Source organism: Streptomyces sp. NPDC058964, from assembly GCF_042741275.1.
Classification (GTDB): domain Bacteria; phylum Actinomycetota; class Actinomycetes; order Streptomycetales; family Streptomycetaceae; genus Streptomyces.
This window is the reverse complement of sequence record NZ_JBHYKH010000230.1, coordinates 1-13,613: the sequence shown is the minus strand read 5'-3', so window position 1 is coordinate 13,613 and position 13,613 is coordinate 1. Positions and strand designations below refer to the sequence as shown.

The following is a 13,613-nucleotide window of genomic DNA, read 5'->3' as shown; positions in this document are numbered from 1 at the left end:
CACACCCCCCACCCTCAACCCCGATTTTGTTCATTGTGTGGGGGGGTGGGTTTTGTTTAACCGACACTGGTCCCACCCCGCCGGGCGCGCCGGGGGGGGGGGGGCCGCCCACACGCGGGCGCCCCCCCGGTCGCCGCCCGCGACCGGGGACCTGGTGCTGGACGCCGTCCGGCACGGTGCCACCGTGCGCGGCACCCGTATCGACCTGACCCCGACCGAGTTCCGGCTGCTGGGGGCGCTCACGGCGGCGGCCGGGGACATCGTGCGCCGCCGCGAGCTGGTCCGGGCCGGCTGGCCCGAGGGCGCGCACGTCAGCGACAACACGCTGGATCAGTATCTGACCCGGCTGCGGCGCAAACTGCGCGCGGCGGACAGCGGCCTGACGATCGGCACCGTCCGCGGGATCGGCCACCGGCTCGTATGAGGTCCCCGCTCCGGCTCGCACCGCTGCGGCCCACCCGGCTCCGCCTGGCCCCACGCACCCTGCGTGGCCGGCTGTCCCTGATCGCGCTGAGTACCGCCACCCTCCTGATGCTGGTCCTCACCACGGTCTTCAACATCGTGGTCCGGCACCGCCTGCAGCACGAGGCCGACGACGAGCTGCGCGCCCGGGCCGCGGCGGTCGCCACCACCGTGGACACGCACGGCGGGCGGGTGCGGGTCCTGGGGACCTCCAACGACCGGCTCCTCGACACCAACGTGTGGATCTACGCGGGGCCCCGGCTCCTGGAGGGACCGCCGTCCGCGGAACGCAGCGGCGCCCTGACCCGGGTGGCGGGCGCGCTCGCCGCCCGTGGCGGGCGCGGCTGCGCCACCGTCGGCGGGCACGACCCCGTCCGGCTGTGCGCCGAGCCGGTGGGCGACGCGGGAGTCCCGGCCGCCGTGGTGACGGCGCTCGATCTCTCGCCGTACCGGAGTTCGGCCGACACGCTGCTGCTCGGCTCCTTCGCCCTGGACACGGTGATGCTGACCTGCACCTACGGGCTGACCCGGCTGGCGGTCGGCCGGGCGCTGCGGCCCGTGCGGACGATGACGGACCAGGCGACGCAGTGGAGCGCCGTGGCCTCCGAGGAGCGCTTCGGAAGTGCGGGGCGCCCGGCCGAACTCGCCCGGCTGGGTGCCTCGCTGGATGCCCTGCTGGACCGTATCCGGGCGGTGCTGCGGCACGAACGGCAGCTGACCGGTGAGCTGTCGCACGAGCTGCGCACCCCGCTGAGCCGGATCGTCGCCGAGCTGGACTGGTGGCGGTCCCGGCCGCGTTCGCAGGCGGAGACCCGCGCCACGCACGAGGTGATCGCCGAGGCCGCCCAGTCGATGCGCACGATATGCGACACGCTGCTGAACGAGGCACGCGACGGCGTGCCCACGGCACCGGGGACGGTGGACGTACTGCCCGTCCTGAACCGCCTCGCCGGGGGCCCGGACGCGACCGGTGGGGCGCGGATCACCGTCACCGCCGAGGACCCCTCCCTGCAGGCCGGAGTGCGGCCCGAGCTCCTCGAACGCATCGTCAGCCCGCTCCTGGCCAACGCCCTGCGCTACGCGCGGGCGGACGTGACGGTCACCGCGTGCCGGCCGGCGGGCGGGGCGGTGTACGTGGACGTCACGGACGACGGCCCCGGCGTACCGGAGTCGTTCGCCGGTCGGTTGTTCGAGCCGGGCCGACGTGCCGACCCCGGGGACGGGCACGGCGGAGCGGGCCTCGGGCTGCCGCTAGCGCGGCGTCTGGCCCGCTCCGTCGGCGGTGAGGTGTCCTACGATCCCGGGCACGCGCCGGGAGCGCGGTTCGTGGTGACGCTGCCCCCCGGATAGCCCTGCTGCCCCGGCGTTGCGCCGGCCGCTGCCGATGCTGAGCGCGCTGACCGGTGGTGACGGCCGGACGGGAAACGCCGTGCCGATCACAGGGCCCTGCGGCGGATCAGCACCCCGAGCACCAGCAGGCTCGGGAGCAGCGGCAGCCACACGGTCAGGAGGCGGTAACCGAGCACCACGGACGCGGCCGCGGCGGACGGGGCTCCGGAGGCGGTGAGCGCGAGGCCGAGCGCGGCGTCGAGGGAGCCGAGGCCGCCCGGGGTGGGCAGCAGGGCGGCGGCACTGCTGGCGGCGAGGTACAGCAGCGCCACGCGGACCGGCGCCAGGGGCAGTGCGACGGCCTGGGTGACGGCGATGAGCACCAGGGAGTGGAACGCGGTGAAGGCGAGCGATCCGCCCCACAGGGCGGCCGCGCGCCGCGGATGCGCGTGCACGGCGCGGATGTCGGCGAGTACGACGGCGAGGGCGCGTCGGCAGCGGGGCCACAGCGGACTGTTGAGCAGGAGGATCACGAGCCCGATGACGGCGGCTGGGGCGAGGAGCGCGGCCGGCCCGACGTGCGGGATCCGCAGCAGGCCGGTGCAGGCCGGTGCGAGCGCCGCGATCAGCACCCCGCGGACCACGGCTCCCGCGCCGGCCTTGACGGCGAGGGCGCTGGCCGAACGTCCCGCGGTGAGCCCGCAGCGCATCAGGAACCGCAGGTTCACGGCGCCCGCGCCGAGCCCGGCGGGCAGTATGTGGTTGGCGGCGGAGGCGGCGAACTGCGAGGCCACCAGGCGTCCGCCCGGCAGCCGTGAGCCGACCGCGCCCTGCTGGGCGAGCGCGGAGGACACCCAGGTCGCGGCCGCGGCGGTCGCGGCCACCAGCAGCCAGCCCTGGTCGGCGACGGCGAGCCGCACGGCCCCGGTGTGCAGCGTCGGCCAGTGCCTCAGGGCCAGATAGACCGCGCACATCAGGACGGCGAGGCAGACGGCGCCGTGCCAGTAGGCCCGGCGGCGGCCCAGGACGGGCGTGATGTCCGTCGGGGCGCTCATGAACCCGCTGCCGGCACGGTGTAGTAGAGACGCAGCCCGCCGACGCGCCTGGACTGCCAGTCACGGGCGTACGCGGGTGGGCGGGAGCCCGCGGTGACGAGTGTGCCGACCGGTGTGCGGCGCGCGGTCCGCGTGATGACCGCAGCCGTGGTGTTGGCGTTGTGGCCCGCGGTCGCGGCGGAGGAACAGCCCGCGTAGAACCCGATCGGGATCGCCTCGTGCCCGGTGAGCAGGCAGGACGGGCGGACGCCCAGGCGGTGCAGTTCGTCCGCGGTGCGGGCCCAGGCGCGGTGGGAGGCCGTGGTCCGGTCGACGGTGGCCTCCAGCACGGCGTACTGGACCGCCAGATGCCCGGCGAGGCCGAGTGCGGCCAGGGTCACGGCCACGGGCCGCCAGGCCCGGCCGGGCGCGGACACGAGGTGGACGAGTGCGTCGGCCACCGGGAGGGCGAGCAGGGCGTAGGCGGGCAGCAGGAAGCGGGGCGCCGCGTAGCCGATCAGGAAGAGATACGGGAAGGCGGCCGTCGCCCCGCAGGCCAGCGGCACCAGGGTGGTGACGGTGCGTCGCGCCCGGACCGCCACCACCAGGCCGAACACGGCGAGCAGGGGCAGGGCGAGCCACCAGAGGGTGAGCACAGGGTCGGGCATCGCTCCGGTGCAGGGGCGGCACAGGACCCGTCCGCCCAGGCTGCGCAGCTGGTCGGCGACGGCGAAGTGCCAGCCGAGGCCGCCCTGGATGGCGGAGCCGTCGGACAGCCGCTGCCCGAGGCCTCCGTAGGCGGCGTACGCCTCGATCACCCACTCCCCGGCGCCGGCCGCGAGTCCGGCCAGGAGGGCGGTGAGCGGGCGCCAGTGGCGGCGGTACAGCGCGAGGCCGAGCAGGGGCAGGGTCGCCCAGACCGCGTCGGTCGGCCGCATCAGGGTCATCAGCGCCCCGCTCGCGGCCGCCCCCCACAGAGCCGCCCTGCCGGAGCGGCCGGATCGGGCCCGCAGGAAGCAGGCCGCGGAGGTGAGCGCGCCGACGGCGACCCAGTAGTTGGGCATGGCCTGCGGACCGTAGAAGAGCGTCACCCAGAGCGTGGCGAACAGGGCGCCCGCCAGGGCCAGTACGCGGACCGGGAACAGACCGCGCCAGGCGCGCAGTGCGAGGAAGAGGGCGAGACCGGACAGCACGGCGAGGTAGACCCGCAGCAGGGGCGTGGACGACGACCAGGCGGTGACGGGTGCCACGAGCAGGGAGATGCCGCGGGCGCGGGGGGCGCTGAAGAAGGCCGCCGGGGCGTGCCCGCTGATCTGGCTGACGTACACGGCCTCGTCCCAGCCGAGGCCCATCCCGGGGCGGACGAGGAGGACCTGCGCCAGTGTGAAGACGCCCGCGACGGCCGCCAGTGGCCCGTCGGCGCGGGAGCGTCGGGCGCCTTCGGCCCCGGGCCGCGCTCCGCGACGGCGGGCTCCGGCGAGTGTGGCGTGCGCGCTGCCGACCATTGTCCACCCCTCCACCCCTACAGCTTGTAGGGGTTGCGCCACCCTACATCATGTAGTGCCAAGGATGGGACTCTCTGGAGAAACACGGTCAAACTAACCCTCATCGCAGGCGTGTACCGCATGGGTACGGCCATGCGAATGACGGCCCTACGCGCTGTAAGGTTGGGGCATGGCTGGCACAGGGTCCCGCGGAAGGGCGGAGCGGCGCAGCGCCGGGGCGTTGGAGAGCGAGGTGCTGGCCACACTCTGGGCCACCGAGCGACCGCTGACGCCCGCCGAGATCCAGGCCGAGCTCGACGGCGGGCTCGCCTACAACACGGTGCACACCATCCTCAAGAGGCTGTACGACAAGGGCCTTGTGCTGCGTGACGCGGACGGGCGGCGCGGTGCGTACCGGCCCGCCAAGAACGCGGCCGAGCTGACCGCCGAGGCCATGCACGAGGCCCTCGACCGCGGCCCCGACCCGATCGCCGCGTTGCAGCAGTTCGTGTCCGGGCTGAGCCACGAGGAGGAGCGGGCGCTGCGCGACCTGCTCGGCACAGGCGACGGCGCATGAAGTACGACGTCTACACCCCGCTGCTGCTGTCCCTGCTGCTCGCCGTGGTCAGCCCGGTGATCGGCGGACGGATGGCCCCCGCGCTCGCCGCGCGCGTGCTCACCTCCGCCGCCGTCCTGACCGCCGCGGCCACCACCTGGTCCCTGATCCTGCTGGCCACCGCCCTGGTCGGGGACGCGCCGCCGGTGGTCCGCGAAGCCCGCGAGGACGGGCACCCGCTGACCGATCCGGTGCCCGAGGTGATCGGGATCGCCGCGTGTCTGGCCCTGGCCGTCGTCTGCCGGCGTGTCCACCGGGCGCTGCGCGCGCAGTTCCGCACCCGGCGGGCACTGCACCGGCTGTGCGCGGGGCACCCGGCGGACACCGAACTGATCGTCGCCGCCTCTCCGCTCCCGCAGGCCTTCGCCATCCCCGGCCGCCCGGGGCGGATCCTGGTCACCTCCGCCATGCTGGGCGCGCTCCAGCCGGCCGAGCGCCGGGTCCTGCTCGCCCACGAACGCGCCCATCTGACACACCGGCACGGCCTCCTGGTGACCGCGGCCACACTCGCCGCCACCGCGAACCCGCTGCTCGCGCCGGTCCGCACCACCGTGACCTTCCTCGTGGAACGCTGGGCCGACGAACGGGCGGCGGACGCCGTCGGGGACCGGACGGCCACCGCCCGTGCCCTGGCCCGCGCCGCGCTCACCGCGCGCCGGCCCCGGCCCGCGTGCGCGCTGAACTTCACCGAGCGTGCCGTCACCCGCCGCATCGCGGCCCTCCAGACGTCCCCGCCGCCACGCCTGTGGTCCGCCGCCGTGGCCGTACTCGCCCTGGGCGCCCTCCCGGCGCTGCTCGCCGCCGACGCCACGAACGATCTGTACCAGTTGCTGGCGGGCGTGCTGACCTGACCCGGTACCCCATGGACCGGAACCGCCGGTCAACCGGTGTTGGGGGCCCGATGCGGTGGCTGCTCGGGAACCGGGCGCGGGATCACCGGGGGCACGGCACGCACCACGGGGCCGTCGGGGCCGAGCGTGACCGGCTCGCCGTGGTGACGGATGGTCAGCGCCGCACCGTCGACGAGCGTGTACACGGCCTTGTCGGCCTCGATCTCCACCCGCAGGCGACGGCCGAGGAACTGCAGGCTGAAGGCCACCCGCCGGAACCTCTCCGGCAGCCGCGGGGCGAACCGCAGCCCGTCGCCCGACCTGCGCATCCCGCCGAAGCCCGCCACCAGCACCATCCAGGTGCCGGCCAGGGACGCGATGTGCAGTCCGTCCCGGGTGTTGTGCTCCAGGTCCTCCAGGTCCATCAGCGCGGCCTCTGCCGCGTAGTCGTGGGCGAGCCGCAGATGGCCCGCCTGTGCGGCGATGACCCCCTGGCAGCACGCGGACAGGGACGAGTCCCGGACGGTCAGGGGCTCGTAGTAGGCGAAGTTGCGGGCGACGTGCTCGTCGTCGAAGAACCCGTCACTGGTGTACATGGCCAGCACCAGGTCGGCCTGTTTGACGACCTGCTTGCGGTAGAGGTCGAAGTAGGGAAAGTGCAGCAGCAGCGGGTACTGGTCCTCGCGCGTGCCGGTGAAGTCCCAGCGCTGGTAGCGGGTGAACCCGGCGTGCTGCTCGTGGACGCCGAGTTCGCGGTTGTAGGGGACGTGCACGGCCTCGGCTGCGTCCCGCCAGGCCGCGCTCTCCTCCTCGTCCACGCCGAGCCGGTCGGCCTCGCGCGGATACCGTGACACGGCGTCGGCCGCCGCGAGCAGGTTCGCCCGCGCCATCAGGTTGGTGTACGTGTTGTCGTCCGCGATCGCGCTGTACTCGTCGGGCCCGGTGACGCCGTCGATGTGGAAGACGCCGTGGTGGTCGTGGTGGCCCAGCGACCGCCACAGGCGGGCCGTCTCGACCAGCAGCTCCACGCCGGCCTCGCGCTCGAAGTCCGTGTCCCCCGTGGCCGCGACGTAACGGATGACGGCGTCGGCTATGTCGGCGTTGACATGGAAGGCCGCGGTGCCGGCCGGCCAGTACGCCGACCCTTCCGAGCCCTCGATGGTCCGCCAGGGGAACGCGGCTCCGTCCAGGCCGAGCTGGGTCGCCCGCTCCCGGGCCGCGGGAAGGGTGTTGTACCGCCAGCGCAGCGCCTCGGCGACGGTGGCGGGGGCGGTGTAGGTGAGGACCGGGAGCACGAACATCTCGGTGTCCCAGAACGCGTGGCCGTCGTATCCGGAGCCGGTCAGCCCCTTGGCGGGGATCGCGCGCTGTTCGGCGCGCGCCCCGGCCTGCAGGACGTGGAACAGGGCGAAGCGGACGGCCTGCTGGATCTCCTCGTCGCCGTCGACCTCGATGTCCGCACGGGCCCAGAAGTCGTCGAGATAGGTACGCTGCCCGTCGAGGAGACCTTCCCAGCCGTCGTGCGCGGCGGCGGCCAGCGCGGCGTCCACCTGGTCGGCCATCGCGGGCAGGGAGCGGGTGCCGGACCAGCCGTGGGCGACGAGTTTCTCCACCCGCAGGCGCTGCCCCGGCTCCAGTACCGAGGTGACGGTCAGCCGGGCCACGTCCGTGTCGCTCTCGCTGCGGGCCGTCGTCCGCTCGGGGCCGGTCACCACGTGGTCGGCGGCCACCGCCACGCGCAGCCCGCTGCGCCGGGTGCGGTGCACCAGGCGCAGCCGTGAACCGGAGGCGAAGTCGTCCTCCTGCTCCAGCGGCGAGTGGAGCGCGACCGCCGCGCGCGGGTCGCCGTTCGCCCCGGGCAGTTGCTCGTTGGCGACCAGCTCCGACTGGATCACCACCCGGGCGCGGCTGCCGACGGCCTCCACCTCGTACGCCACGGCCGCCACCGCCCGCTGGGTCAGCGACACGAGCCGTGTGGAACGCACCCGGATCGTCGAACCCGCGGGGGACGTCCACTCGCAGGTCCGCGTCAGCACGCCCCGGCGCAGGTCCAGCACGCGTTCGTGGGCCACGAGCCTGCCGTAGCGGAGGTCGAACGGTTCGTCGTCGACCAGCAGCCGAAGGATCTTGCCGTTGGTGACGTTGATGACCGTCTGGCCCGACTCGGGATAGCCGTAGCCCGCTTCGGCGTACGGCAGCGGGTGCAGTTCGTGCACGCCGTTGAGGTAGGTGCCGGGCAGCCCGTGCGGCTCGCCCTCGTCGAGATTGCCGCGCCAGCCGACGTGCCCGTTGGACAGGGCGAACACCGACTCGCTCTGCGCCAGGACGTCCAGGTTGAGATCGGTCTCGCGCACGGCCCAGGGCTCGACGGTGTACGACCGGTGAGTTATCACCCCTTGCCTCCCAGCTCGGCCAGGTCCTTCACGACGACGTCGGCGCCATGCGTGTACAGCGCGTCCCGCTGGCCGACCCGGTCGACGCCGACCACGTATCCGAAGCGGCCCGCGCGGCCGGCGTCCATGCCGGCCAGCGCGTCCTCGAATACGGCGGGCGCCCCGGGCCCGCCCCCCCCGGGGGCGGGGGCGGGCCGCCAGGGGGGCGGGCGCGGGGGGGCGGGGCCCCGCCGCGCGCGGGGGGCCACTCCGTCGATGCGTACGTCGAAGAGGTGCTCGGCGCCGATGGAGCGCAGTACATCACGGCAGTTGGCGCTGGAGGAGACGATCGCGGTGCGCAGCCCGCGCGCGCGGACGGCCTCGAGGTAGCGCAGGGTGCCGTCGTACGCCTCGACGCCCTCGGTGCGGATCTTCTCCAGGAGCAGTTCGTTCTTGCGGTTGCCCAGGCCGTGCACGGTGTGCACGTCCGGTGGGTCGTCCGGGACACCCTCGGGCAGTTCGATGCCCCGGGAGCGGAGGAAGGAACGGACCCCGTCTGCTCTTGGGCGTCCGTCGACGTATTCGTCGTACTCCGTGACCGCGTCGAAGGGACGGGCGCGTTCGCCTTCGTATCCGTGCAGGAACTGGTCGAACGCCTCCTTCCAGGCGGCCGCGTGCACGACGGCCGTCTTGGTGACGACCCCGTCGAGGTCGAAGAGACAGGCCAGGATGGTGTCGGGCAGACCGAGTTCAGTCATACCCAGCACCCTTCCCCGACGGGCGGGTTCCAGTGGGTGGCGAAGGCCACAGGGCGGGCAGCGGGGCGGGGCGTGGTGCGACACTCTCCGCGTGGCCCTGACTTTCGACGACCTGCTCGACCGCGCCCGGTCCCTCGCGGGGCGCGCGCCACGCGCGCTCCTGGGCATCGCCGGCAGCCCCGGCGCGGGCAAGACGACACTGGCCGAGCACCTGGTGCGGGAGCTGAACGGTGCCGGTGAGCCCTGGGTGGCCCACGTCCCCATGGACGGCTTCCACCTCGCGGACGTCGAACTGGACCGGCTGGGTCTGCGGGACCGCAAGGGCGCGCCGGAAACCTTCGACCCGGCGGGCTACGCGGCGCTGCTGCGGCGGCTGCGCGAGGAGACCGGCGAAGTGGTGTACGCACCGGGTTTCGAACGGGTGCTGGAGCAGCCGGTCGCGGGCGCGGTTCCGGTGCCGCCGACGGCCCGGCTGGTGGTGACGGAGGGCAACTACCTGCTGCTGGGGACGGGTTCGTGGGCGCGGGTGCGGCCCGGCCTGGACGAGGTGTGGTTCTGCGAGACCGACGAGGAGGAGCGCGTCCGGCGGCTCGTCGCCCGGCACGAGGAGTTCGGCAAGGAGCACGAGCATGCCGTGGCCTGGGTGCTGGGCACGGACCAGCGCAACGCGGACCTCGTCGCGACGACACGGGAGCGGGCGGACCTGGTGGTGCGGAACGTCCTGGGGTGGCCGGATGGAACCGCACATCTCCGTACCGGCGCTGGACCGGGGCGGGTTGCAGCGGACCCCGGTGGCTGAGCGCGCCGGCCTGCTCTACGAGGCCGCCTGCCCGGACGACGATCCCGACGCGGAGCCGGAAGTGGGCCGGGAGTGCCCCGCTTCGCCGAAGGTCGTCGTCGCCGCGACCGGGCGACGTGGCTGGGGACTGATCGGGCTGACCGGCTGAGCGTCTCCTCAGGCGACCGCGCCCAACGTCAGCTCCGGTTCCGCGCGGGCGTCACCCGCCGGGTCCCCGATGACGGCGGTGAAGGCTTCCGTCCGTACGGTCAGCCCCTCCTCGCCCCACTCGAAGGACACCGGCAGCGGCTCCTCGGAGCCGTAACGGACCGCGAAGACGTGCAGGTCCTCCGGTCCACCCGGCGCCGGGCCCGCCTCCAGGGCCGTCGAGCCCACCAGATGGCGCCAGCCCTCATCGGGGTTGCCGTAGCCGCGTGGATCGGCGGTCAGCGCGAACGCCGCCTGCTCCTGGGTGATTTCGGCACGGGCGTCGAAGTGGTCCACGCCCCGCGCCTCGGGGTGCGTCAGACGCAGCGCGCCCGCCGAGGTCACGTCGCCCTGCGCGATCCGGCGCACCCGGTCGCCGTCGTCCGCGGCGTACGGCAGCCCGGCCAGCAGGTACGGCGTCCCGTCGAGCCGCTCCACCGCCACGGTCACCCACAGGCTCGTGCCGTCCGTGACGTACAGGGAGCGCACATGTCGCAGCACGTGGTCGCGGCCGACCACCGGCTTGGTGACCAGCTTGGCGGTGAGCCCGTCGGCACGGACGTCCCGGACCCGGACCTCGCCCATGGGGCGGCACAGCAGGAACCCGTCGGTGACGGGGCCGAAGCCGTGCTGCCGCTCGACCGCGGCCGGCAGGTAGTACCTCCCGTTCGCCTCGACCAGTGCCGGGGTCATCCGGTCGTCGAAGGCCACCGACACGGTGCCGGCACGCAGTTGGTGCCGGACGGTGGCCGTGGACGGTGTGCGGTGCCAGCGCGAGGTGTCCTGGATCTGCCAGACGAGCATCCACGCGAAGTGGCCGTCGATCCCGCCGTCCGGCTTGACCGCGTGCCGGCCCCAGCGGGTGTCACCCCGGTAGCGGCCCAGGTCGGAGCGGATGCGGCCGCTGAAGTAGCGCAGGCCGAGGACCGACTCGAAGCCGGAGTGCTGCTCGCTGTAGCGGGGGCCCCCGTTGTCGAAGCCGCCGCCCGGCAGACGGGCGTCGATGTAGCGGGCCAGGGCGTCTCCGTCCTCGGCGAAGACCTCCTCGCCGCTGACGCGGTGGGCCTGGGCGAGGAAGGAGAGGGAGATGGGTCCGTAGTTGTTGTCGTACGCGCCGCCGTGTTCGGGGATCAGCAGGGCGCCCCGGTCGCGGACCCGGTGGGCGCGGATCTCGTCGGTGTACAGGGACAGTGCCCGGCTGCGCAGCAACTGTCCCTCCTGCGCCGGGAGGTGGCGGGCCAGCATCAGTCCGCCGACCACACAGCCGATCGCCTGGTTTCCGGCCTGCTGCGGGTTGAACAAGGTGGCCTCGGTGAGCCAGCGCCAGTACCCACGGCCCAACTCGACCAGTTCGCTGCGCTGTTCGTCCCCGATGAGGTCGTCGCCGGTGTCCAGGAGGTTGACGAGCTGGAGCAGGGCCCACACCGTGCTGGGCCAGTCGCCGATGGGGTGGGCGCCGGTCTCCAGGACGTAGCGGGCGTAGGGGAGGCCGGAGTCGCGGATCCTCAGGTTGGGGTAGCCGGGGTTGTCCTCGGTGTGGACCCGCTCGGTCAGGTGGAAGGCGAGACTGCGGCGTACGGCGTCGGGCAGACGCGGGTCCCCGCCGCGCTGCCAGGCCAGGGCCAGCAGGGAGGTGACACCGAGCGACGTGTCGCCGATGTCGTCCTCGGCGTCGGGGTGTTCGAGGTTGCCCTCCGGGGTCAGGCGGGCGAGGGCCTGCTCGGTGACGTCGGCGAGGACGGCGTCGTACGCCTCGGGGCTGTCCGGCAGGTCGTGCAGCGGGCCGTGCTGGCGCGGGAGGTGCAGGGGAGTGCTCACGTCGTATCAGCCCTTCATTCCGCTGGTCGCCAGGCCCTCCACGAGCCGCTTCTGGAAGATCAGGAAGCAGACCAGGGTGGGCAGCAGGGCGAGTGTCGACATGGCGAACATCGCGCCGTAGGAGGATCCACTGGTCTTGTCCAGGAAGAGGGTCAGGCCGAGGGGGACCGTGAACCGGTCGTTCTGCTGGAGGTAGACGAGCTGGTGGAGGAAGTCGTCGTACGTCCAGATGAAGGTGAAGATCGTGGTGGTGACCAGGGCCGGCTTCATCAGCGGCAGGATGATCTTCCAGTAGATCTGCAGGGGGTTGGCGCCGTCCATCATGGCAGCCTGGTCCAGCTCGCGCGGGATGGAGCGGATGAACTGGACCATGAGGAAGATGAAGAACGCGTCCGTGGCCAGGAACTTCGGCACGATCAGCGGCAGGTACGTGTTGATCCAGGTCAGGTTGTAGAAGATCGTGTACTGCGGGATCAGGACGGCCTGCGTGGGCAGCATGAGCGTACCGAGCATCAGGCCGAACCAGATCTTCTTGCCGCGGAACTCGAAACGCGCGAAGGCGTAGGCGGCGAGCGAGCAGGAGACGACGTTTCCGATCACCGCGCCGATCGTGACGATCAGCGAATTGGTGATGTAGAGGGAGAAGGAGTTGCCGGAACCGCTCCAGCCCTCGGTGTAGTTCTCCGGGCGCAGCGCGTCCGGGACGAGCCCGGGGTGGGTGAAGATCTCGGTGTCGGGCTTGAGGGAACTGCTGAGCATCCACAGCAGCGGGTACAGCATGACGACCGCGACACCTATGAGCAGGGTGTGCAGGAAGATGCGGCGGGTGCCGGTGGCCGAGCGGAACTTGTGCAGCGGTGACGCGTTCGGGGTCGGGGCGGACATCGATGAACTCCTCGCTCAGTCGTCGTAGTGGACCCAGTAGCGGCCGGCGATGAAGTTGACCGCCGTGAAGCCCGCGATGACCAGGAACAGCACCCAGGCGAGCGCCGAGGCATAGCCCATCTGGAGGTCGGTGAAGCCCTTCTTGTAGAGGTAGAGGGAGTACAGCATCGTCGAGTCGAGCGGGCCGCCCGAGCCGTTGCTGATGACGAACGCGGGGGTGAACGTCTTGAACGCGTCGATGATCTGCAGGACGACGTTGAAGAACACGATCGGCGTGAGCAGCGGCAGGGTGATGCGGAAGAACCGGGTGACGGGCCCGGCGCCGTCGATCGCGGCCGCCTCGTACACGTCCTTCGGCAGCTGCTTCAGACCGGCGAGGAAGATGACCATCGGCGTGCCGAACTGCCAGACGGCCAGCAGGACGAGTGTGTAGAGCGCGCTGTCCGGGCTGGAGATCCAGTCCTGGCCCTTGACGCCGAACCAGCCGAGGAAGTCGTTGAACAGGCCGTCACCGCCGAAGACCTGACGCCACACGATGGCGACGGCCACCGCCCCGCCGAGCAGGGAGGGGAGATAGAAGGCGGCCCGGTACAGGCCGATGCCCTTCAGGTCGCGGTTGAGCAGCATCGCCACACCGAGGGCGAGCGCGAGTTTCAGCGGCACGGAGACGACGACGTACAGGAGGGTGGCGTGCACCGAGTCCCAGAAGACCGGGTCGTCGGCGAACATGCGGTGGTAGTTGTCCAGGCCGGTCCAGCGGGCGGCCGTCAGCAGGTCGAAGTCGGTGAAGGACAGGTACAGCGAGTCGAGCATCGGGTAGACCGTCAGGCCGAACAGGCCTATGAACCAGGGGGCCAGGAAGACGTACGGCCACCATCCCCCGCCCCGCCGTCCGGCGAGGCGGCGGCGCATGCGGTGGCGCTCCCGCCGGTCGGACGGTGTCGCCGGAGCCTGCGGCTCCGTCACGACCTCGCCGGTCTTCGCGGTGGTCATACTCATTCTCCCTGGCCCTCTCCGGGTGTTTCGTTCGTGCGGTGCAC

The 13,613-nt window shown here is 72.7% G+C and carries 12 protein-coding genes and 1 pseudogene; 6 read left to right on the top strand and 7 right to left on the bottom strand.

What is annotated here, in order from left to right:
* Positions 1–73: 73 nt before the first annotated feature.
* Together ACFW2E_RS25850 and ACFW2E_RS25845 are read left to right on the top strand one after the other, a co-directional pair.
* A pseudogene (locus tag ACFW2E_RS25850) lies at positions 74–424 on the top strand (winged helix-turn-helix domain-containing protein); the annotation flags it as partial.
* Positions 421–1,812 (top strand): sensor histidine kinase, encoded by a 1,392-nt coding sequence (locus tag ACFW2E_RS25845; RefSeq protein ID WP_384469458.1) that lies wholly within the window; start codon positions 421–423, stop codon positions 1,810–1,812. The pseudogene ACFW2E_RS25850 and the gene ACFW2E_RS25845, both read left to right, overlap by 4 nt.
* 86 nt (positions 1,813–1,898) lie before the next feature.
* On the opposite strand, the gene ACFW2E_RS25840 is transcribed toward ACFW2E_RS25845, so the two are convergent.
* The gene (locus tag ACFW2E_RS25840; RefSeq protein WP_384469457.1) at positions 1,899–2,846 is read right to left on the bottom strand and encodes a YbhN family protein; all 948 of its coding nucleotides are present in this window, start codon (positions 2,844–2,846) and stop codon (positions 1,899–1,901) included.
* The gene (locus ACFW2E_RS25835; RefSeq protein WP_384469460.1) at positions 2,843–4,330 is read right to left on the bottom strand and encodes a hypothetical protein; all 1,488 of its coding nucleotides are present in this window, start codon (positions 4,328–4,330) and stop codon (positions 2,843–2,845) included. The genes ACFW2E_RS25840 and ACFW2E_RS25835 overlap by 4 nt, the downstream gene beginning before the upstream one ends.
* Before the next feature lie 169 nt (positions 4,331–4,499).
* On the opposite strand from ACFW2E_RS25835, the gene ACFW2E_RS25830 reads away from it, so the two are divergent.
* Positions 4,500–4,886, top strand: coding sequence for a BlaI/MecI/CopY family transcriptional regulator (locus tag ACFW2E_RS25830; RefSeq protein ID WP_384469456.1), 387 nt, complete (start codon positions 4,500–4,502; stop codon positions 4,884–4,886).
* Positions 4,883–5,776: a M48 family metalloprotease gene (locus ACFW2E_RS25825; RefSeq protein ID WP_384469455.1), complete on the top strand. Its 894-nt coding sequence runs from the start codon at positions 4,883–4,885 to the stop codon at positions 5,774–5,776. Before ACFW2E_RS25830 ends, ACFW2E_RS25825 begins: the two co-directional genes overlap by 4 nt.
* 29 nt (positions 5,777–5,805) lie before the next feature.
* Here the strand turns inward: ACFW2E_RS25825 and ACFW2E_RS25820 are convergent, their stop codons facing one another.
* Complete coding sequence (locus ACFW2E_RS25820; RefSeq protein WP_384469454.1) at positions 5,806–8,148, bottom strand: glycoside hydrolase family 65 protein; 2,343 nt, start codon at positions 8,146–8,148, stop codon at positions 5,806–5,808.
* Positions 8,145–8,885: an HAD family hydrolase gene (locus tag ACFW2E_RS25815; RefSeq protein ID WP_384469453.1), complete on the bottom strand. Its 741-nt coding sequence runs from the start codon at positions 8,883–8,885 to the stop codon at positions 8,145–8,147. The genes ACFW2E_RS25820 and ACFW2E_RS25815 overlap by 4 nt, the downstream gene beginning before the upstream one ends.
* 91 nt (positions 8,886–8,976) lie before the next feature.
* Here ACFW2E_RS25815 and ACFW2E_RS25810 point away from each other — a divergent pair, with 91 nt between their 5' ends.
* Positions 8,977–9,684, top strand: a complete 708-nt coding sequence (locus ACFW2E_RS25810; protein ID WP_384469452.1) for a nucleoside/nucleotide kinase family protein — start codon at positions 8,977–8,979, stop codon at positions 9,682–9,684.
* Entirely contained in the window at positions 9,677–9,832 is a 156-nt protein-coding gene (locus tag ACFW2E_RS25805; protein ID WP_384469451.1) for a hypothetical protein, read from the top strand. Before ACFW2E_RS25810 ends, ACFW2E_RS25805 begins: the two co-directional genes overlap by 8 nt.
* An 8-nt stretch (positions 9,833–9,840) precedes the next feature.
* On the opposite strand, the gene ACFW2E_RS25800 is transcribed toward ACFW2E_RS25805, so the two are convergent.
* From ACFW2E_RS25800 to ACFW2E_RS25790, 3 genes are read right to left on the bottom strand one after another with little or no spacing between them, the layout of a single operon-like run.
* Positions 9,841–11,676: a hypothetical protein gene (locus tag ACFW2E_RS25800; RefSeq protein ID WP_384469459.1), complete on the bottom strand. Its 1,836-nt coding sequence runs from the start codon at positions 11,674–11,676 to the stop codon at positions 9,841–9,843.
* An 18-nt stretch (positions 11,677–11,694) separates the two neighbouring features.
* Positions 11,695–12,573 (bottom strand): carbohydrate ABC transporter permease, encoded by an 879-nt coding sequence (locus ACFW2E_RS25795; RefSeq protein WP_384469450.1) that lies wholly within the window; start codon positions 12,571–12,573, stop codon positions 11,695–11,697.
* Between the two features lie 15 nt (positions 12,574–12,588).
* The gene (locus ACFW2E_RS25790) at positions 12,589–13,566 is read right to left on the bottom strand and encodes a carbohydrate ABC transporter permease (RefSeq protein WP_384469449.1); all 978 of its coding nucleotides are present in this window, start codon (positions 13,564–13,566) and stop codon (positions 12,589–12,591) included.
* Positions 13,567–13,613: the final 47 nt, after the last annotated feature.